The 17,923-nt window shown below is 46.5% G+C and carries 14 protein-coding genes, 14 tRNA genes and 4 rRNA genes; 29 read left to right on the top strand and 3 right to left on the bottom strand.

Going from position 1 to position 17,923, the window contains the following annotated elements:
* Window positions 1–49: 49 nt before the first annotated feature.
* Complete coding sequence (gene pdaB, locus MHH60_RS10860; protein ID WP_036680629.1) at window positions 50–853, bottom strand: polysaccharide deacetylase family sporulation protein PdaB; 804 nt, start codon at window positions 851–853, stop codon at window positions 50–52.
* Window positions 854–961: 108 nt separating this feature from the next.
* Between pdaB and MHH60_RS10855 the strand changes: the two genes are divergently transcribed.
* From MHH60_RS10855 to MHH60_RS10760, 20 genes are all read left to right on the top strand, one after another.
* Window positions 962–1,573: a stage II sporulation protein M gene (locus MHH60_RS10855; protein WP_076138447.1), complete on the top strand. Its 612-nt coding sequence runs from the start codon at window positions 962–964 to the stop codon at window positions 1,571–1,573.
* A 254-nt stretch (window positions 1,574–1,827) separates the two neighbouring features.
* Window positions 1,828–2,058 (top strand): hypothetical protein, encoded by a 231-nt coding sequence (locus tag MHH60_RS10850; RefSeq protein ID WP_036680631.1) that lies wholly within the window; start codon window positions 1,828–1,830, stop codon window positions 2,056–2,058.
* 358 nt (window positions 2,059–2,416) lie between these two features.
* Window positions 2,417–3,974: ribosomal RNA gene (locus MHH60_RS10845) — 16S ribosomal RNA — on the top strand.
* 124 nt (window positions 3,975–4,098) lie between these two features.
* A 5S ribosomal RNA gene (rrf, locus tag MHH60_RS10840) occupies window positions 4,099–4,215 on the top strand.
* 46 nt (window positions 4,216–4,261) lie between these two features.
* Window positions 4,262–4,338, top strand: a tRNA-Ile gene (locus tag MHH60_RS10835).
* A 24-nt stretch (window positions 4,339–4,362) separates the two neighbouring features.
* Window positions 4,363–4,438: transfer RNA gene (locus MHH60_RS10830), tRNA-Ala, on the top strand.
* A gap of 139 nt (window positions 4,439–4,577) precedes the next feature.
* A 23S ribosomal RNA gene (locus tag MHH60_RS10825) occupies window positions 4,578–7,504 on the top strand.
* Window positions 7,505–7,649: 145 nt separating this feature from the next.
* Window positions 7,650–7,766 (top strand): 5S ribosomal RNA (rrf, locus tag MHH60_RS10820).
* Together the 16S, 23S and 5S rRNA genes with 14 tRNA genes alongside form the textbook arrangement of a ribosomal RNA operon.
* A gap of 6 nt (window positions 7,767–7,772) precedes the next feature.
* Window positions 7,773–7,848 (top strand) — tRNA-Asn (locus MHH60_RS10815).
* Between the two features lies 1 nt (window position 7,849).
* Window positions 7,850–7,925, top strand: a tRNA-Thr gene (locus MHH60_RS10810).
* An 11-nt stretch (window positions 7,926–7,936) separates the two neighbouring features.
* Window positions 7,937–8,011, top strand: a tRNA-Glu gene (locus tag MHH60_RS10805).
* A 40-nt stretch (window positions 8,012–8,051) separates the two neighbouring features.
* Window positions 8,052–8,127 (top strand) — tRNA-Val (locus MHH60_RS10800).
* Window positions 8,128–8,170: 43 nt separating this feature from the next.
* A tRNA-Gln gene (locus MHH60_RS10795) sits at window positions 8,171–8,245 on the top strand.
* Between the two features lie 5 nt (window positions 8,246–8,250).
* Window positions 8,251–8,323 (top strand) — tRNA-Lys (locus tag MHH60_RS10790).
* 16 nt (window positions 8,324–8,339) lie between these two features.
* Window positions 8,340–8,423 (top strand) — tRNA-Leu (locus tag MHH60_RS10785).
* Window positions 8,424–8,429: 6 nt separating this feature from the next.
* Window positions 8,430–8,504, top strand: a tRNA-Gly gene (locus MHH60_RS10780).
* Between the two features lie 7 nt (window positions 8,505–8,511).
* A tRNA-Arg gene (locus MHH60_RS10775) sits at window positions 8,512–8,588 on the top strand.
* 32 nt (window positions 8,589–8,620) lie between these two features.
* Window positions 8,621–8,694: transfer RNA gene (locus MHH60_RS10770), tRNA-Pro, on the top strand.
* 11 nt (window positions 8,695–8,705) lie between these two features.
* A tRNA-Gly gene (locus tag MHH60_RS10765) sits at window positions 8,706–8,779 on the top strand.
* Window positions 8,780–8,793: 14 nt separating this feature from the next.
* Window positions 8,794–8,867, top strand: a tRNA-Pro gene (locus MHH60_RS10760).
* A gap of 101 nt (window positions 8,868–8,968) precedes the next feature.
* On the opposite strand, the gene MHH60_RS10755 is transcribed toward MHH60_RS10760, so the two are convergent.
* Window positions 8,969–9,382: an ImmA/IrrE family metallo-endopeptidase gene (locus MHH60_RS10755; RefSeq protein WP_076138385.1), complete on the bottom strand. Its 414-nt coding sequence runs from the start codon at window positions 9,380–9,382 to the stop codon at window positions 8,969–8,971.
* A gap of 28 nt (window positions 9,383–9,410) precedes the next feature.
* Window positions 9,411–9,842: a helix-turn-helix domain-containing protein gene (locus tag MHH60_RS10750; protein ID WP_076129758.1), complete on the bottom strand. Its 432-nt coding sequence runs from the start codon at window positions 9,840–9,842 to the stop codon at window positions 9,411–9,413.
* A gap of 288 nt (window positions 9,843–10,130) precedes the next feature.
* Between MHH60_RS10750 and MHH60_RS10745 the strand changes: the two genes are divergently transcribed.
* The 9 genes from MHH60_RS10745 to MHH60_RS10705 all read left to right on the top strand — a co-directional run bounded on the left by MHH60_RS10745 (window position 10,131) and on the right by MHH60_RS10705 (window position 17,921).
* Window positions 10,131–10,628: an ArpU family phage packaging/lysis transcriptional regulator gene (locus MHH60_RS10745; RefSeq protein ID WP_076138386.1), complete on the top strand. Its 498-nt coding sequence runs from the start codon at window positions 10,131–10,133 to the stop codon at window positions 10,626–10,628.
* Window positions 10,629–11,160: 532 nt separating this feature from the next.
* On the top strand, window positions 11,161–11,574 hold the full coding sequence (locus MHH60_RS10740; RefSeq protein ID WP_076138340.1) for a phage tail terminator family protein: 414 nt from the start codon (window positions 11,161–11,163) through the stop codon (window positions 11,572–11,574).
* Window positions 11,571–11,750, top strand: a complete 180-nt coding sequence (locus MHH60_RS10735) for a hypothetical protein (protein ID WP_076138341.1) — start codon at window positions 11,571–11,573, stop codon at window positions 11,748–11,750. The genes MHH60_RS10740 and MHH60_RS10735 overlap by 4 nt, the downstream gene beginning before the upstream one ends.
* A complete protein-coding gene (locus MHH60_RS10730; protein ID WP_076138342.1) occupies window positions 11,750–13,072 on the top strand; it encodes a phage tail sheath family protein in 1,323 nt (440 codons plus the stop codon). Before MHH60_RS10735 ends, MHH60_RS10730 begins: the two co-directional genes overlap by 1 nt.
* Before the next feature lies 1 nt (window position 13,073).
* Window positions 13,074–13,544 carry a phage tail tube protein gene (locus MHH60_RS10725; RefSeq protein ID WP_036681245.1) on the top strand — a complete coding sequence of 157 codons (471 nt, stop codon included), beginning with the start codon at window positions 13,074–13,076 and terminating at the stop codon, window positions 13,542–13,544.
* 126 nt (window positions 13,545–13,670) lie between these two features.
* A complete protein-coding gene (locus MHH60_RS10720) occupies window positions 13,671–14,093 on the top strand; it encodes a phage tail assembly chaperone (RefSeq protein ID WP_076129761.1) in 423 nt (140 codons plus the stop codon).
* 194 nt (window positions 14,094–14,287) lie between these two features.
* Window positions 14,288–16,195: a hypothetical protein gene (locus MHH60_RS10715; protein WP_076138343.1), complete on the top strand. Its 1,908-nt coding sequence runs from the start codon at window positions 14,288–14,290 to the stop codon at window positions 16,193–16,195.
* Window position 16,196: 1 nt separating this feature from the next.
* On the top strand, window positions 16,197–16,949 hold the full coding sequence (locus MHH60_RS10710; RefSeq protein WP_076138344.1) for a LysM peptidoglycan-binding domain-containing protein: 753 nt from the start codon (window positions 16,197–16,199) through the stop codon (window positions 16,947–16,949).
* A 9-nt stretch (window positions 16,950–16,958) separates the two neighbouring features.
* The gene (locus MHH60_RS10705) at window positions 16,959–17,921 is read left to right on the top strand and encodes an XkdQ/YqbQ family protein (protein WP_076138345.1); all 963 of its coding nucleotides are present in this window, start codon (window positions 16,959–16,961) and stop codon (window positions 17,919–17,921) included.
* Window positions 17,922–17,923 lie beyond the last annotated feature (2 nt).

The raw sequence follows: 17,923 nt of genomic DNA, 5'->3' as shown, positions 1-17,923 counted from the left end.
ATTTGGATAAGACCAACATCTATTGCGGTACCTAAGATTGGGAGGAGCGTTACAGCCCAGCAGCATCCTCTAAGGCACTATTTAGTGAGGCTGAGTCACGGACCTCTTTACCCTCTGCGTTGCTTTGGCTGATCAGCTCAGAGACGGTAACGAATTCATAACCTTGTCTGCGGAGCTCATCGATAATTTGCGGAAGAGCTTCGTGAGTTTGTTTGCAGGAATCACTGGCATGTAGTAGAACGATATCACCAGGATGTGCTTTAGTCGTTACACGCTTCACGATATTGTCTACACCTATGTTCTTCCAGTCTAGAGAGTCTGTGTCCCACTGGATGACTTTGTAACCAAGATCATTGGCCACTTGCAGAACTCTTTTGTCAAAATCACCATTAGGCATACGAATTAAATTTGGTTCTTTACCGGTTAATTCTGTAAGCACAGTGTGAGCCGTTGTGATCTGAGTGCGAATCTCTTCGTTACTTAGAGTGCTGTAATTGACGTGTTTATGGCCATGACTGCCAATTTCGAATCCTGCGTTTTTAATGCTTGTTACAATATCCGGGTGAGTCTTACTCCATGGTGACGATAGGAAGAAGGTGGCTTTGTCCACTTTCTTGTCTTCAAGTACCTTCAAAATTGGTTCGGGTCTCTTTTCCCCCCAGCTAATATCGAAGGTAAGGGCAATCAGCTTCTTCTCTGTTGGCACACTGTAAATGGCAGAAGGTCCAGCTTCAGAAAAAACGGTGATATTACCCCTCTCGACATAGACAACTCCAGCAGCAAGAAGCACAGCGGCGAAGATATAGATGAACCTTTTGATCTTTTTGCCGCTGAATACATAAAAAGAATTCATTAATGACAGCGCTCCTCTCCCATGCGAAATGCTTGTTTGTTCTAAATGTATGCTCGTACCGCAGGGTTATGACCTAAGAAACAGAGATCACAATTTCAGGAGGTATTTATGTTGTCGTTCTTCACGTTTGTTAAAGATATTAAATCGATCCGCAAGGCTTTGCTGCTATCCTGTCTGCTCTTCGTAATAGGAGCGGTTGTTGGCTGGGTAGCGACAAGTAGTCTGGAAAAACTATTGGTTCAGCAATTGGAAGGGCTTAGTGAGATCAGTGGGAACTTAAGAGATACCGCTAATCCGCAATGGAACTTCTTTGTATTTATATTTCTGAATAACGCCATCAAGGGAGTGGTTATTATTTTCCTGGGAGCGTTGTTCGGCATATTGCCAGCTATATTCTTATTTATAAACGGAGCGGTAATTGGCTACTTGATACATTTATCCGCACTGCAAGGACAGGATTTGTTCGATTTAATCGTAAAAGGATTGCTGCCACACGGGATTATAGAGATTCCGGCAATCATTATCGCTTGTGCCTTTGGACTGCATTTTGGCGGGAAAGTGATTTCAAGTTTATTTCGATCTACAGATAGAAAAGAGGAGAGAAGCGCAGACTGGTCTGCATTCATGCGTCAAACACTTACGGCTTCCATATGGACTGTAATCCTGTTATTTGTTGCAGCCATTATTGAAAGTACAATTACTTTTTCACTTTTATCATAAAACTTCCGGGAATAGAGCATAACATTAAGGGCGTTCATCCAAGGATTGCCTAAAAGGTTAGGAGTATATAATCGAGACGAAACCATAAAGGGAATTTTTAATAATTATGGTTATAAAAAGAGGACTCCGGTTAATCTAGTGTAAGAGGATCTTAAGGCAGCTTTCTCCATGAGATGTTACTTACTGTTTATGCACAAAAGTTTTGGGGGTTTAGAGAAGGTGTTAATTGCAACTTCATGAAGGAGGCCAAGCATATGTTGGGAATGTTGTTTAACGAAAAGGAATGCAAGGAACTGGATTATGTTTTGAGAAAAGAACTAGATGAGATGCTGTTAGATTTGAGTGATCAGCGCTTGGACCAAAATATCAGGCACGCCATCGCTAATAGATATAAGACTGTATTCCGGATGTATGCTCGCTTCGCTCCTCAGAAAGAGCTTTCGAAGTATGCATGGGGTGGGCGTTCTTCTCAGTATAAACACTGAAGATATACGAGAATTGCTATAGTTTTATAAAGTTTTCAGATTATTTAATAAAATAGCTTGACTAAAAAGGAGTGCTCATGATAAATTATATCTCGCGCTCCTTTTGCTTGTGTAAAAGGGAAGCGGAAGGCAAGAAAAATTGAAAAAAAGATTTTTCAAAAAAAAGACTTGCCAAACAGCTTAACACTGTGATATATTATAAAGGTCGCCGCTGATAAACAACGACGACGAAATGAGAGACATTGATCTTTGAAAACTGAACAACGAGTGAGTGGGAAATCACGTAAGTGAAATCCGAATTAGAGAATTAATTTTCTCGTCAGATGTTTCAAAATGAGCATATCGCTCTTTTCAATACTAATTGGAGAGTTTGATCCTGGCTCAGGACGAACGCTGGCGGCGTGCCTAATACATGCAAGTCGAGCGGAGTTATTTTGAAAGCTTGCTTTCAAAATAACTTAGCGGCGGACGGGTGAGTAACACGTAGGCAACCTGCCCTTCAGACTGGGATAACTACCGGAAACGGTAGCTAATACCGGATAATTTCTTTTTTCTCCTGAGAGAAGAATGAAAGACGGAGCAATCTGTCACTGAGGGATGGGCCTGCGGCGCATTAGCTAGTTGGTGGGGTAACGGCCCACCAAGGCGACGATGCGTAGCCGACCTGAGAGGGTGAACGGCCACACTGGGACTGAGACACGGCCCAGACTCCTACGGGAGGCAGCAGTAGGGAATCTTCCGCAATGGGCGAAAGCCTGACGGAGCAACGCCGCGTGAGTGATGAAGGTTTTCGGATCGTAAAGCTCTGTTGCCAGGGAAGAACGTCCGGTAGAGTAACTGCTACCGGAGTGACGGTACCTGAGAAGAAAGCCCCGGCTAACTACGTGCCAGCAGCCGCGGTAATACGTAGGGGGCAAGCGTTGTCCGGAATTATTGGGCGTAAAGCGCGCGCAGGCGGCTATTTAAGTCTGGTGTTTAAACCTTGGGCTCAACCTGAGGTCGCACTGGAAACTGGGTGGCTTGAGTACAGAAGAGGAAAGTGGAATTCCACGTGTAGCGGTGAAATGCGTAGATATGTGGAGGAACACCAGTGGCGAAGGCGACTTTCTGGGCTGTAACTGACGCTGAGGCGCGAAAGCGTGGGGAGCAAACAGGATTAGATACCCTGGTAGTCCACGCCGTAAACGATGAGTGCTAGGTGTTAGGGGTTTCGATACCCTTGGTGCCGAAGTTAACACAGTAAGCACTCCGCCTGGGGAGTACGGTCGCAAGACTGAAACTCAAAGGAATTGACGGGGACCCGCACAAGCAGTGGAGTATGTGGTTTAATTCGAAGCAACGCGAAGAACCTTACCAGGTCTTGACATCCCTCTGAATCCGCTAGAGATAGCGGCGGCCTTCGGGACAGAGGAGACAGGTGGTGCATGGTTGTCGTCAGCTCGTGTCGTGAGATGTTGGGTTAAGTCCCGCAACGAGCGCAACCCTTAACTTTAGTTGCCAGCAGGTTAAGCTGGGCACTCTAGAGTGACTGCCGGTGACAAACCGGAGGAAGGTGGGGATGACGTCAAATCATCATGCCCCTTATGACCTGGGCTACACACGTACTACAATGGCCGGTACAACGGGAAGCGAAGCCGCGAGGTGGAGCCAATCCCATCAAAGCCGGTCTCAGTTCGGATTGCAGGCTGCAACTCGCCTGCATGAAGTCGGAATTGCTAGTAATCGCGGATCAGCATGCCGCGGTGAATACGTTCCCGGGTCTTGTACACACCGCCCGTCACACCACGAGAGTTTACAACACCCGAAGTCGGTGGGGTAACCCGCAAGGGAGCCAGCCGCCGAAGGTGGGGTAGATGATTGGGGTGAAGTCGTAACAAGGTAGCCGTATCGGAAGGTGCGGCTGGATCACCTCCTTTCTATGGAGAATCGTTCTCTGCAATGAGGACATTCAAATCGGAAGCTCAGCTTCCACAATAGAACCTTCGGGTTCGAACACTCACTCGTGTTCAGTTTTGAAAGAGCAAGTCTCTTTCGTATGCGTTTGGTGGCGATAGCGGAGGGGTTCCACACGTACCCATCCCGAACACGACCGTTAAGCCCTCCAGCGCCGATGGTACTTGGACCGAAGGGTCCTGGGAGAGTAGGACGTTGCCAAGCGGACAACCAATTCATTGGTTGATTCACAATGTTATATATGTTATATGGGCTTTTAGCTCAGTTGGTTAGAGCGCACCTCTGATAAGGGTGAGGTCGGTGGTTCGAGTCCACCAAGGCCCACCATATAACATTATAGAGTAATTTTATGGGGCCATAGCTCAGCTGGGAGAGCGCCTGCCTTGCAAGCAGGAGGTCAGCGGTTCGATCCCGCTTGGCTCCACCATAAATTTTTAAATGAATAACTTTTTCAACTTGATCCTTGAAAACTGGATACCGAAACGAATTTGCGTTTTAGAACATCTTTTAGCAACTTGTGCAAACAAGTAAATGTTATTAGTGAGATTTTTCTTCGGAAGAATCAAGGTTAAGCTAATAAGAGCACACGGAGGATGCCTAGGCGCCAGGAGCCGACGAAGGACGTGGCGAACAACGAAACTGCCTCGGGGAGCTGTAAGCAAGCTTTGATCCGGGGGTGTCCGAATGGGGAAACCCAGCTGTGGTAATTCGCAGTTACTCATTTCTGAATACATAGGAAATGTAGAGGCAGACCAGGGGAACTGAAACATCTAAGTACCCTGAGGAAGAGAAAACAATAGTGATTCCGTCAGTAGCGGCGAGCGAACGCGGAACAGCCTAAACCTAAGAGCTTGCTCTTAGGGGTTGTGGGACGTCTCACATGGAGTTACAAAGGAATATGGTAGGTGAAGAGGTCTGGAAAGGCCCGCGATAGAGGTAAAAGCCCTGTAACCTAAACTGTATTCTCTCCGAGACGGATCCCGAGTAGTGCGGGGCACGTGAAACCCCGTATGAATCCAGCAGGACCATCTGCTAAGGCTAAATACTACCTGGCGACCGATAGTGAAACAGTACCGTGAGGGAAAGGTGAAAAGCACCCCGGAAGGGGAGTGAAATAGAACCTGAAACCGTGTGCTTACAAAAAGTCAGAGCCCGATCTATGGGTGATGGCGTGCCTTTTGTAGAATGAACCGGCGAGTTACGTTTAACATGCAAGGTTAAGCCGAGAAGGTGGAGCCGCAGCGAAAGCGAGTCTGAATAGGGCGACTTAGTATGTGGACGTAGACCCGAAACCGTGTGATCTACCCCTGTCCAGGGTGAAGGTGCGGTAACACGCACTGGAGGCCCGAACCCACGTACGTTGAAAAGTGCGGGGATGAGGTGGGGGTAGCGGAGAAATTCCAATCGAACTCGGAGATAGCTGGTTCTCCCCGAAATAGCTTTAGGGCTAGCCTCGGTATAAGAGTAGTGGAGGTAGAGCACTGATTGGGTGCGGGGTCCGCAAGGATTACCAAGCTCAGTCAAACTCCGAATGCCATATACTTATTGCCGGGAGTCAGACAGTGAGTGCTAAGATCCATTGTCAAAAGGGAAACAGCCCAGACCATCAGCTAAGGTCCCCAAGTGTGTGTTAAGTGGGAAAGGATGTGGAGTTGCACAGACAACCAGGATGTTGGCTTAGAAGCAGCCACCATTGAAAGAGTGCGTAATAGCTCACTGGTCGAGTGACTCTGCGCCGAAAATGTAACGGGGCTAAACACACCACCGAAGCTATGGCTAGATACGTATGTATCTGGGGTAGGGGAGCGTTGTGTAGGGGTTGAAGGTGTACTGAAAAGAGCGCTGGACACTACACAAGTGAGAATGCCGGTATGAGTAACGAAAAGATCAGTGAGAATCTGATCCGCCGAAAGCCCAAGGTTTCCTGAGGAAGGCTCGTCCGCTCAGGGTAAGTCGGGACCTAAGGCGAGGCCGAAAGGCGTAGTCGAAGGACAACAGTTTGAAATTACTGTACCACCGTAATCCGCTATGAGCGATGGGGTGACGCAGGAGGGTAGTGACGCGGACTGATGGATGTCCGTCTAAGCAGTGAGGCTGATGTGTAGGCAAATCCGCACATCGTTAAGGCTGGGCTGTGATGGGGAGCGAAAATTGTAGTAGCGAAGGTCATGATCTCACACTGCCAAGAAAAGCCTCTAGCCAGGAGAAGGTGCCCGTACCGCAAACCGACACAGGTAGGCGAGAAGAGAATTCTAAGGCGCGCGGAAGAACTCTCGTTAAGGAACTCGGCAAAATGACCCCGTAACTTCGGGAGAAGGGGTGCCCCGGTAGTGTGAATAGCACGAGGGGGCCGCAGTGAAAAGGCCCAAGCGACTGTTTAGCAAAAACACAGGTCTGTGCGAAGCCGCAAGGCGAAGTATACGGGCTGACGCCTGCCCGGTGCTGGAAGGTTAAGGGGAGTGGTTAGGGGTAACCCGAAGCTATGAACCGAAGCCCCAGTAAACGGCGGCCGTAACTATAACGGTCCTAAGGTAGCGAAATTCCTTGTCAGGTAAATTCTGACCCGCACGAATGGCGTAACGACTTGGGCGCTGTCTCAACGAGAGATCCGGTGAAATTTTAATACCTGTGAAGATGCAGGTTACCCGCGACAAGACGGAAAGACCCCATGGAGCTTTACTGCAGCTTGATATTGAATTTGGGTACGATCTGTACAGGATAGGTGGGAGCCGTAGAAATCGGAGCGCAAGCTTCGGTGGAGGCGCCGTTGGGATACCACCCTGATCGTATCTAGGTTCTAACCTAGTGCCCTAATCGGGTACGGGGACCGTGTCAGGCGGGCAGTTTGACTGGGGCGGTCGCCTCCTAAAGAGTAACGGAGGCGTTCCAAGGTTCCCTCAGAATGGTTGGAAATCATTCGCAGAGTGCAAAGGCATAAGGGAGCTTGACTGCGAGACCTACAAGTCGAGCAGGGACGAAAGTCGGACTTAGTGATCCGGTGGTACCGCATGGAAGGGCCATCGCTCAACGGATAAAAGCTACCCTGGGGATAACAGGCTTATCTCCCCCAAGAGTCCACATCGACGGGGAGGTTTGGCACCTCGATGTCGGCTCATCGCATCCTGGGGCTGAAGTAGGTCCCAAGGGTTGGGCTGTTCGCCCATTAAAGCGGTACGCGAGCTGGGTTCAGAACGTCGTGAGACAGTTCGGTCCCTATCTGTCGTGGGCGCAGGAAATTTGAGAGGAGCTGTCCTTAGTACGAGAGGACCGGGATGGACGTACCGCTGGTGCACCAGTTGTTCCGCCAGGAGCATGGCTGGGTAGCTACGTACGGACGGGATAAGCGCTGAAAGCATCTAAGCGTGAAGCCCCCCTCAAGATGAGATTTCCCAATTAGTAAGACCCCTTGAAGACGACGAGGTAGATAGGTTGGAGGTGGAAGTGCAGCAATGCATGGAGCTGACCAATACTAATCGGTCGAGGGCTTATCCTAAAAATACCCCAAAAAGTGAAGAAAAGGCTGCGAAGCTAATTCCGAATACTTTCCGGGGGCCCCGAAGAGATGACGGGCGACGCAAATTCAATTCGGATTCAGTTTTCAGGCGATTAAGCCTGAGCATTTACGCTGTAAATGCCCGTTTGGTGGCGATAGCGGAGGGGTTCCACGCGTACCCATCCCGAACACGACCGTTAAGCCCTCCAGCGCCGATGGTACTTGGACCGAAGGGTCCTGGGAGAGTAGGACGTTGCCAAGCGGATATTCCCTGATAGCTCAGTTGGTAGAGCACTCGACTGTTAATCGAGTTGTCACAGGTTCGAGTCCTGTTCGGGGAGCCATGCTCTCATAGCTCAGCAGGTAGAGTGCTTCCATGGTAAGGAAGAGGTCACCGGTTCGAATCCGGTTGAGAGCTCCACAGATTTGCAAGGCCCGTTGGTCAAGGGGTTAAGACACCTCCCTTTCACGGAGGTAACATGGGTTCGAATCCCATACGGGTCACCAACTTTTACTTGTACTTACCCTTAGAGGGTCCCATAGATATGGAGGCTTAGCTCAGCTGGGAGAGCATCTGCCTTACAAGCAGAGGGTCGGGGGTTCGATCCCCTCAGCCTCCACCATAATCTTCCTAAGAGATTATGGGCAACATAGAGGTACCATCAATGGGGATTAGCCAAGCGGTAAGGCAACGGACTTTGACTCCGTCACTCATAGGTTCGAATCCTATATCCCCAGCCAAGTGCGAGCCATTAGCTCAGTTGGTAGAGCACCTGACTTTTAATCAGGGTGTCGAAGGTTCGAGTCCTTCATGGCTCACTTTTATTATTATCATGCGCGTGTGGCGGAATGGCAGACGCACCAGACTTAGGATCTGGCGTTTCACGACGTGGGGGTTCAAGTCCCTTCACGCGCACCACTTATTGCGGACGTGGCTCAGCGGTAGAGCATCGCCTTGCCAAGGCGAGGGTCGCGGGTTCGATTCCCGTCGTCCGCTCCATAATTTTGCGCCCTTAGCTCAGCTGGATAGAGCGTTTGACTACGAATCAAAAGGCCGGGAGTTCGAATCTCTCAGGGCGCGCCATTTTTATTATTAAGCAATTATAGTATTTATAACGGGATGTAGCTCAGCTTGGTAGAGCACCTGGTTTGGGACCAGGGGGTCGCATGTTCAAATCGTGTCATCCCGATTTTCACCTTTGCGGGTGTAGTTCAATGGTAGAACTTCAGCCTTCCAAGCTGATAGCGTGGGTTCGATTCCCATCACCCGCTCCATAATTTTATAGTAACGGGATGTAGCTCAGCTTGGTAGAGCACCTGGTTTGGGACCAGGGGGTCGCATGTTCAAATCGTGTCATCCCGATACTCAGCTTAATCGCTGCTCAAAAGCTCTTACTTCGGTAAGGGCTTTTTTTGTTATGTACTTAATATACATATAAATACAATATAAGAACGTATGTTCTATTATTCCTCCAAAAAAAATCGGACTTCCGGTGGAATCCCAATCCGTAGATAATAGTTTCTCCATGATTCCTCTTGTTCGGGGCTTCTTCCCGAAGATAGTAATTTTACAGCAAAGACATTAGCTTGACGTTCAAGCTTCCCAGGAGAGAAATAGGAGCTTTCCTCCAGAAAAAAGCGATTGATCCCCTTGTGAAGCCGATCATGTCCTAATTCATGCGCGCAAACGAACCGCTGCCATTCTACAGGCAACTCATTATGAATGACGATAAACCTTCTTCTTAGTTTTCGATAATATAATCCCTTTGTGCCAGTCCCCAGGTTCATGAAGCGAACTTGAATGCCTAGTGCTGCGGCAAGCTCGAACGGGCAGTTGGTTTTATATTTTTTAATCAGACTATTGATCAGTTCATCCATGTTCTTCACCTGCAGCATGTTAGTATAGTTATTTAGTGTCTTTGGATTTTTTTCTCTTATTCATCTGTTTGGCTTCCCAGAACAATCCGGTTAGTACATCTTTTATCCTCTGTTTATCTTCTTTGTCTAATGGAATCCCGTCAAACATCAGTTCTCCATCATCCTCTAGCATTTTTCGAAAGTCTCTTTTATCTTTGCTTGTGGCCCAATCTGGGACAGCCTCATCGCTTGAAAGAGTCTGGTCCTGCAAATACCCTGCCTGATCCATTAGCTCCTCGTAGGGGACGCCAGTGGCCTCAGCAATTTTGCGTAACGTGGTTGGTTTAGGTACCCCTCTTAATCCATTCTCAATCCGGGAAATTTGCGAACCGCTGATTCCGGCAGCTACTGCTAATTGATTAATGGTGAGTCCCTTTGTTTCCCGAAGATGCTTCATATAATCCCCGAATTCCTGTTTCATCTCAACTCACTCCTTATTGGCTGTAACCTTATGATAATAATATAAGCCATTTTTGCCAATAGGTAAACAACAAAGCGTATATTATTGCCAAAAGGCAAGATAATGGAGGGATATACGCTCTTTTTCGATAAAAACAGCTTAAAACGGGGTTTTACGAGATTGGTAAAGAAGTGGTATATTATAGAAAAATACGAACATAATACGAACAAGATTTATTTTATCACATTGGGCTGGAAAATTCCGCAAATTAAATCTCATTCAGTTAAACCCAAAAGGAGTGCATAAATGATGAACATATCAATTTTACCAGAGTTGGACCGTCGCCGAACCCAGGTCGCTATAGAGAGCATGTTGGAGAAATACCGTATTTTTAAGACCGTTACATTTGAAGCTAAAGAAGCTAGCACAACTTATTCATACACAGAAAGATTTCATGGTCCTACTAACACTGTAACTGATCAGACTGCTGCGATAGCTTCTTATAATGTGGACATCCCCGCCGCAAGGAGAGCTTATTGTTCCGCAATAGACTCTGTGGTAGAGAGACTCGATACGAGAGAACAGCAGCTGGTACGGGAAAGGTATATGAGAAGAGACGAGATGTACGATTATACGATTTACAATCATGTGTTTGATCCACCGGTAAGTAAGGATACTTACGTGAAGATACGCTCGAAGGCTTTTTACAAGATGGCATTAGCGTTAACGGATCTCGGTTTACTGTCTCTGCAAACTTTAGTAATAACTGCGCCTAGGGTAAAGAAAGAGAAAATGAGTATTACTTAATAGAAATAGAATTGTGTGATTAGTAAAGAAGACTGTATCGTCCGAGCGGATGATGCGGTCTTTTTTTGAATTATAAGAAAGTATAAGTTGAAGGATGTACTTTATCCTTATAATCCTCGCACAAAAACTTGCCGTCCATAAAAGGAGGGACCAAGGCTCTTTAGCTTGTCTTCAATCGTGTACCTCCAAAAAACCGCTCTATACCATCCCAAAGCTAGTCAAAACCTCGTCCGTTTACCCTCTCCGCAAGGAAAATATGGGGGTATGATTATAACATGGCAAATGAAGCAAAAGAACACCGCAAGAGCATGAATGCTCTGCTAATAGTTCCGCCCTAAGGGTGATGAGAACAAATCGAGCGGTGAAAGATTCTTCTCGCATTTGCCTAATGAAGAAGGGATATTATCCAACCTCGGATAGTATCCTTTTTTCTTAAATCTAGTTGAGGGGGTGTCTGCTTAATGTTCATGCAGTTGAAGGTTAACACCATCAAGGATCGACGAACGGTCGCAGATCAGAAAGGAATGGAGTGATGTCGGTACAACAATTGCGAGAACACATTACAAGTACACTTGAACGGTATTTTCCTGATGTGCCTGTATATGTAGAAGGAGAAAAACCTCAAACCGCTTATTTTCATCCCGGATTGATCTCAGCAACACTGGATCGGCAGCGGGAGGGCAGGTATTTAGCGGTCTACCGTTTTGGCATCCGTTATGAGCAAGGCAATTTGCTGGAAGCTGAGGGAATGGCAGATAAGCTAAGTGAGGCGATGGCAGGAATGGAGCAGGAGGGTGGAGCTTTTCGTGTAGTTAGGCAAGCTTGGGAAGCTGGAACTGAAGGGCATGGACCGCTGTTTACAGTTGACTATATGTTGTATTTGCAAAACGACAAGCCTGACAGCATTAAGATGGGACAAATGATTGGAGGAGAACGATTAAAATGAGTACTAGAGGGAGTAACGGGAATGGGTTTAGTAAGGAACAGATTGTGAATTCCTCACTTTTTACGCCGAGGGAAAAGGATATATTGAACGTTATTTTGCAGGATGGTAAGAACTATACGCTCGAAGAAGCAAAGCAATCTATGGGATTGTTCAAAAATAAGGAGGTAATGAACTAATGGCAGGCGGAACATGGACAACGCAAAATAAGGTGCGCCCTGGGGTGTACGTAAATGTAGCATCAAATCAAGGTGCCATCGGCAAAATGGGAGAACGCGGGATTACGGCATTGGCGCTTGCCCTATCTTGGGGAGAGCCGGGAGTAATCATGAAGATTACCCCGCAGGATGATGTGAATAAGCTGCTGGGTGTTGATTTGGAACATCCGACTCTACTGCCAGTGCGTGAAGCGCTGAAACGGGCGGGAACCTTGCTGCTCTATCGATTGAATGAAGGCGTTAAAGCGGCAGTCACAAATAACGGCCTCCAGGTAACAGCTAAATACGGCGGTGTACGCGGAAATGATCTTTCGATTCTGATTGAGAAAAATATAGAGAATGCTGCTCTTTTTGATGTAAAGACGTTGCTTAATGGAACTGAACTGAACAAGCAAACGGTTGGAACGGCTGAGGAGTTGGTCGCGAACGATTATGTTCAATTCCAGAAAAATGGTGCAGAAGGCTTGAAGCTAATTGCAGGTATGCCGCTTACAGGGGGGGCTAACGGAACCGTGACGAATGGAGCACATAGTGACTTCCTGTCTGCTCTTGAGGTGCAGGAATTCCAAACCGTGGGTCTAGTATCGCAGGATAGTGCTCTGAAGGCACTTTACAGTTCTTTTGTGAGACGGCTTCGGGATACAGAAGGGAAAAAGATACAGGCTGTACTATCCGATTATGCGGCTGCAGGTCATGAAGGTGTGATTAGCGTGAATAATGGGGTAGTACTGAGCGACGGAACTACGATTGATAACGTCAATGCCGTTGCTTGGGTAGCTGGTGCTACAGCAGCAGCAGCTGTTAATGAATCGCTGACTTATCAGGGGTATGATGATTCGGTGGATGCTGATGTAAGACTTAGTCATTCTGAGACTACTGCTGCGTTGCTAAAAGGAGAGCTTATCTTTACTTACAGTGGCGGACGGGCTGTGGTGGAACAGGATATCAATACATTTACCGCGTTTTCACCGGACAAAGGCAAAGCATTCTCCAAAAATCGTGTACTGCGCGTGCTGGATGGAATTGCGAATGATATGAAGCGTATTTTTGAGAACTACTATATCGGTAAGGTCGCGAATAATGAAGATGGCCGTGCTCTTTTCTGGTCGCAGTGTGCGACTTATATGAATGATTTGCAGGATATGGGTGCGATTGAGGGCTTTAACGCGCAGACAGATGTTGTAGTTGTGGCTGGTGCAGATAGTGATAGTATCGTGCTGGATGTGGCTGTGAAACCGGTAGATTCCGTAGAAAAAGTATATATGAAAGTGAAGGTGGTTTAAGATGGCATTTTTAAAAGCTAGTGATACGATTTCCGGCCAGGAGGGCCGTGCTTATGCTGTGATTGGTACGCAAACCGAAGAGATGTTCTATGTGAAAACTCTTGAGGCTACAGTAGAAAAAACAAAGGCAGAGGTGAAAACACTGGGCCGCCGGGGTGTTCAGCATAAAGCGACTGGATGGTCGGGCAGCGGTTCGATGACGATTTTTTATATGACTAGTCGTTTCCGCCAGATGATGCTTGATTATATGAATACGGGTGTTGATCAGTACTTCGATATTGAGGTTACGAACGAAGATCCATCGTCCAGCGTGGGGGCACAACGGATTATTCTAAAAGGGGTGAACCTCGATAGCGTCATCATGGCCTCACTCGATACAGAGTCAGACGCTCTGGAAGAAGAAGTTAGCTTTACCTTTGAAGATGTGCAGATTGTGCAAGCTTTTGGTGCTCCGGCAGGTTCCGGGCTTTAATTAAGACAACTAGATAGATTGGAGCAAGCAAGACCCGAACGTAGAATGAGCGGCGGGTCTCTTCTCTGTCTATTGGCAGCTAGTAGCAGGAGAAGCATCTAAATAAATAATTCTAGGAGGAAGACAATGAGCGAATTAAGTTTGTTTTTTGCCCAAAATGTAGCATGTGACACGACCGAGGAGTTTGTAGTATCCCAGCGTTTTAAGGATAAGGAAGGAAATGCGGTAGCTTGGAAGCTGCGCAGTATGACTGAGGATGAGAATCAGGAATGCCGCAAGGCCGCAACCCGCAAAGTCAAAGGTAAAAACGGAGTCTATACCTCTGAAATTGAGCCTAACGATTATATGGCGAAGCTGATGACCTCAAGTGTAGTGCATCCGGATCTAAAAAATGCTGAATTGCAGCGTTCTTATGGCGTACTTGGCGCTGAGACACTGCTGCGTAAAATGCTGCTTCCGGGTGAATTCGCGGCGTTAGGTGAGCGGGTGCAGGCCTTAAATGGTTTTGGCACGGACATGAACGAGCTGGTGGATGAAGTAAAAAACTAATCAACGAGGGCGATAGTGAAGCTAATTTTGCTTATTACGCCCTCCATGAGCTGCACATTTTACCCCATGAGCTGATGAAGCTGTCTTCCCGCGAACGCGCCGCAATATATGCGATGATTGCTGTTCGTGTGGAGAAGGAGAAGCGGGATCAGGCACGGAGTAAGGCGAGGAAGAGATAGTTAGGGGGTGAGAGAATGAAGATAGACGCATCTAAAGCCGTAATGCTACCGATGAAATCTCTGGCAATTTGGAAGAGTGTTAATAAACAATGTGTTCGTGTGAACAGCAATCTGGATATCGTTAATCGATTGGTCAAGGGAGTGCAGGTAGTTGTTAAGCGGTCAAGCGATGAGATGAGCCGTTCTCTGAATCTAGTGAACCAATCTTTGCAGGACATCAATGATACGCTGCTTGAAGGTTTTAAGAGACTTCCTCCTAAGGTCATAGTTTCCAGAGATATAGTTATCGAGCAAAGCCAACAAGCGGGACAATCACAACAGTTAGCGCTTCGAACATTGAATAACTCCCCAAGTGTGCAAAAAGGTAAGGCTGAAGAAGAAGAAAAGGCGAAAAAGGTAGAGTGGTGGAAAGGGCTAAAAGCGAAGGAGAAAAAGAAAGAAGAGGAGAAAAAGCCTGAGGTTAAGGCTGATCCGATCCCCAAGCCCAAAATTAATCTGAAAAAGGAACCTCCGGTTCCACCATCCCCACCAACTCCTGACTCAAGAATTATGAAGTTTCTCAAGACAGTTGATGTGGTAAAGCCATTTAATGCCGTAAAGTCTTTTGGGGAGAAAGCTGTAAAAGCTGCGGCAAAACCAGGAGATATTGAAGACTGGAATGAACTGAATAAGAATACCGATGCAGCGTTTGGGAAAATCGGTGAGAAAGCAATGGGTGCCCTAAGGCCAGTGATGGATACCTTGAACAATGCGCTGACTTCAGGCCAATTTATGCCGATTATAGATGCTATGGCTAATGGATTTCTGATCATTGCTAATGTGATTGGCATGGTAGTGGATGGCTTATTATGGTTGGTTGGAGTGGTGCAGGAGAACTGGTCTTGGATTGAACCGATCCTTGAAGCGATAGCCATTGTCTATCTAGCAGCTATGATTGTGCAGGTGTATTCCCTTGCAGCAGCATGGATGGTAGCGAACTGGCCTATTTTAGTAGTTATTGCTGTTATTGCAGCTCTTATTTTGATTTTTCAGTTGTTAGGTATTTCTGCAGGGGATGTTGTTGGAGCTATAGCAGGGGCATTTGGCTGGTTAGGGGTCCATATACAGAATATTATAATATATTTGCAAAATATATTTATAAGTTTTAAGGATTTTCTTCAGAACTTGTTTATAGATCCTGTTTATGCCATTAAGAAGCTCATTTACGACTTAGCAGTTAACTTCTTGGATCTTATGTATCAGATGGCAATTGGTGCTGAAAACTTTGCAGGCGGATTTATGAAGGTAGTAGCACAAGCTATTAATAAAATGTTACCAAGTGTTAAGAAACTACTGGATTTGTTGAGCAAAATACCAGGATTAGAAGGATTAGCTAATATAAAAATAGATTATTTAAATCCTGAAGAACCCCATGCTGTGAGCGGAATGATTAAAAATTTGAAGGGCCAATTGGTTGCCCCAACCAGTGATAAGGCTGTGAAAAACTCTGAGAAGAAAGAATTTTTAGAATATGCGGATACAGTTAATGCTTACGCCCAAAAGGGGAAGGATTTCGCTGGAAAATTTAGTGATTTAGGGAGGAAGGCAAAAGAGGTTACGGAAAAAGCTAAAGGGGAAACAGGTGGATCAACAAGCTCACAAACAGGAATTTTAGCTAACCAAAGTACTAATCTGAACACCGTCAACCGTGTGAACGAGCTCGGCTCCATCAACGACACCGTAGACATCTCCAGTGATGATCTGAAAATGCTGCGCGAGCTGGCCGAGATTCAGGCGATCCAGAATTTTGTGGAGCTTACGCCGACGGTGCAGGTGACGACCGGGAATATTAACAATGCCGGAGACATTGATACGATTATCAACAAGATCGGGCAAAAGCTGAACGAGGAGTTTGTCTCTACGGCGCAGGGGGTGTATACGTAACGTGGAAGAGTACGGGATTTTTTTGGGTTTTAATAATCAGGAGGATGCAATCCGGCTGCCAGTCAATCCAGAGACCTTGGAAATCAAGGAGAGTGGAGATGGAAAAAGCTATACCATTATCGATCTGGGTGAGATCAATACGATTGCTTATCCGAAGCTTACGGAGATCACAGTTGAAAGTATTTTCCCGGCACAAAGGTATCCGTTCGTATTGGTGCAAGAGGATGGACTGAAAAGGCCTTTTGAATATGTGGAGCTTATTAAGAAATGGATGAATAGTCGTCGGCCTATTCGGTTTGTGTTCTCTGGTGTGAGGTATCCCGATGATACAAAAAAAGATGAAAAGAAGTTAAACAGACCGCAGAAATGGCTAGAGGAATCTTCAATTAGTGAGGATAGATCTTTAGAAATTGATTTTGCTGTGAATATGGCTATGAGCATTGAAGGTTTCACTTGGAAGCTTAGTGCGGGTACGTCAGGGGATATTGAATATTCATTATCTCTCAAAAAATACGTATTCTATCAGGCGGTAGCTGTGAAGGTTGTCAAAGGTGAAGTGAAGGCGGAACAGAAGCGGGCCAATGAAAAAGCAAAGCCTACCACCTATACCTTAAAAGCTGGAGACAGTCTATGGAGCATCGCTCAAAAAAACCTAGGAGATGGCTCGAAGTACAAAGCCATTCAGAAGCTTAATGGCATTCCGGATAGTGAGCTGAAAAAGCTGCCCATCGGTAAAGTCATCAAGCTGCCGTAGGAGGATGTTATGGAACTGCTAGTGAAGAATAAAGAAGGGAATCTATGGGATATTTCTGGCATCGTCTCAGATATTTCTTGGAAAACCGCACGGTCAGGTAAACCGTCAACGCTAGAGTTAACGCTTGTGGACAGCGGAATCTATCAGCTCCCCAAATTCGGGATCAGCAATGGTGATATTATTCAGTTCAGTAAAGATAATGTGGATGTATTTTACGGATTTGTGTTCAGCATTGATACCGGCTCGAATCAGGAGATTAAGCTGACTGCCTATGATCAGATTCGTTATTTGCTGGGCAATGGTAGTTATGTTTTGCAGGATGTTACGGCTAGTGATGTGATCAAGAAAATAACAACGGACTACGGATTAAAGACAGGTGTGCTGGAGGAGACAGAGTACCGGATTCCTTCTTTAATTGAAGATGACAAAAAGCTGTTGGACATCATTATGGGAGCCATCGGCAGTGAGCTTCAGTATAAGGGGCGGTTGATGGCTTTTTACGATGATTTTGGGAAGCTGACGCTGCGTAAACCGGATTCTATGCTGCTTAACCTGGTGCTCGGAGCGGGTCATTATCTGTACGATTATTCGCTCAAAAAAAGTATTGATGACGATACGTACAACACGATTTTTCTGTACAAGGATAACGAGGCATCGGGCAAACGTGATTTCTATCCGGTTAGTGACAAGGACAATGTGAAACGCTGGGGTATCCTGCACTTGTATCAGAAGGCTGATGACAAAGCGAATGCTGCCCAAGTTCAGGAGAAGGCAAACAATTTACTGAAAATGCACAACCGTGAAAAGCTCAGTCTCTCCGTGCAGGCGATTGGTGATATGCGTGTAAGAGCAGGCAATTTCATTTATGTCCTATTGGATGAATTCGAGACTCAATTGTTTCTGGTAGACCAATGCAGCCATAAGATTTCTGGAGGGGAGCATACAATGTCCCTCGATATTAAGGTGGTGTAGAA

It is taken from the genome of Paenibacillus sp. FSL H7-0716, assembly GCF_038002705.1.
Lineage (GTDB): Bacteria > Bacillota > Bacilli > Paenibacillales > Paenibacillaceae > Paenibacillus_AQ > Paenibacillus_AQ odorifer.
Note: the sequence above shows the minus strand (reverse complement) of the source record. Positions and strands in the feature narration are given on the sequence as shown.

Excerpts from the sequence above, each read along its gene's own strand:
- pdaB (WP_036680629.1), bottom strand. The coding sequence starts at position 853 with ATGAATTCTTTTTATGTATTCAGCGGCAAAAAGATCAAAAGGTTCATC.
- MHH60_RS10855 (WP_076138447.1), top strand. The coding sequence starts at position 962 with ATGTTGTCGTTCTTCACGTTTGTTAAAGATATTAAATCGATCCGCAAG.
- MHH60_RS10850 (WP_036680631.1), top strand. The coding sequence starts at position 1,828 with ATGTTGGGAATGTTGTTTAACGAAAAGGAATGCAAGGAACTGGATTAT.
- MHH60_RS10755 (WP_076138385.1), bottom strand. The coding sequence starts at position 9,382 with ATGGATGAACTGATCAATAGTCTGATTAAAAAATATAAAACCAACTGC.
- MHH60_RS10750 (WP_076129758.1), bottom strand. The coding sequence starts at position 9,842 with ATGAAACAGGAATTCGGGGATTATATGAAGCATCTTCGGGAAACAAAG.
- MHH60_RS10745 (WP_076138386.1), top strand. The coding sequence starts at position 10,131 with ATGAACATATCAATTTTACCAGAGTTGGACCGTCGCCGAACCCAGGTC.
- MHH60_RS10740 (WP_076138340.1), top strand. The coding sequence starts at position 11,161 with ATGTCGGTACAACAATTGCGAGAACACATTACAAGTACACTTGAACGG.
- MHH60_RS10735 (WP_076138341.1), top strand. The coding sequence starts at position 11,571 with ATGAGTACTAGAGGGAGTAACGGGAATGGGTTTAGTAAGGAACAGATT.
- MHH60_RS10730 (WP_076138342.1), top strand. The coding sequence starts at position 11,750 with ATGGCAGGCGGAACATGGACAACGCAAAATAAGGTGCGCCCTGGGGTG.
- MHH60_RS10725 (WP_036681245.1), top strand. The coding sequence starts at position 13,074 with ATGGCATTTTTAAAAGCTAGTGATACGATTTCCGGCCAGGAGGGCCGT.
- MHH60_RS10720 (WP_076129761.1), top strand. The coding sequence starts at position 13,671 with ATGAGCGAATTAAGTTTGTTTTTTGCCCAAAATGTAGCATGTGACACG.
- MHH60_RS10715 (WP_076138343.1), top strand. The coding sequence starts at position 14,288 with ATGAAGATAGACGCATCTAAAGCCGTAATGCTACCGATGAAATCTCTG.
- MHH60_RS10705 (WP_076138345.1), top strand. The coding sequence starts at position 16,959 with ATGGAACTGCTAGTGAAGAATAAAGAAGGGAATCTATGGGATATTTCT.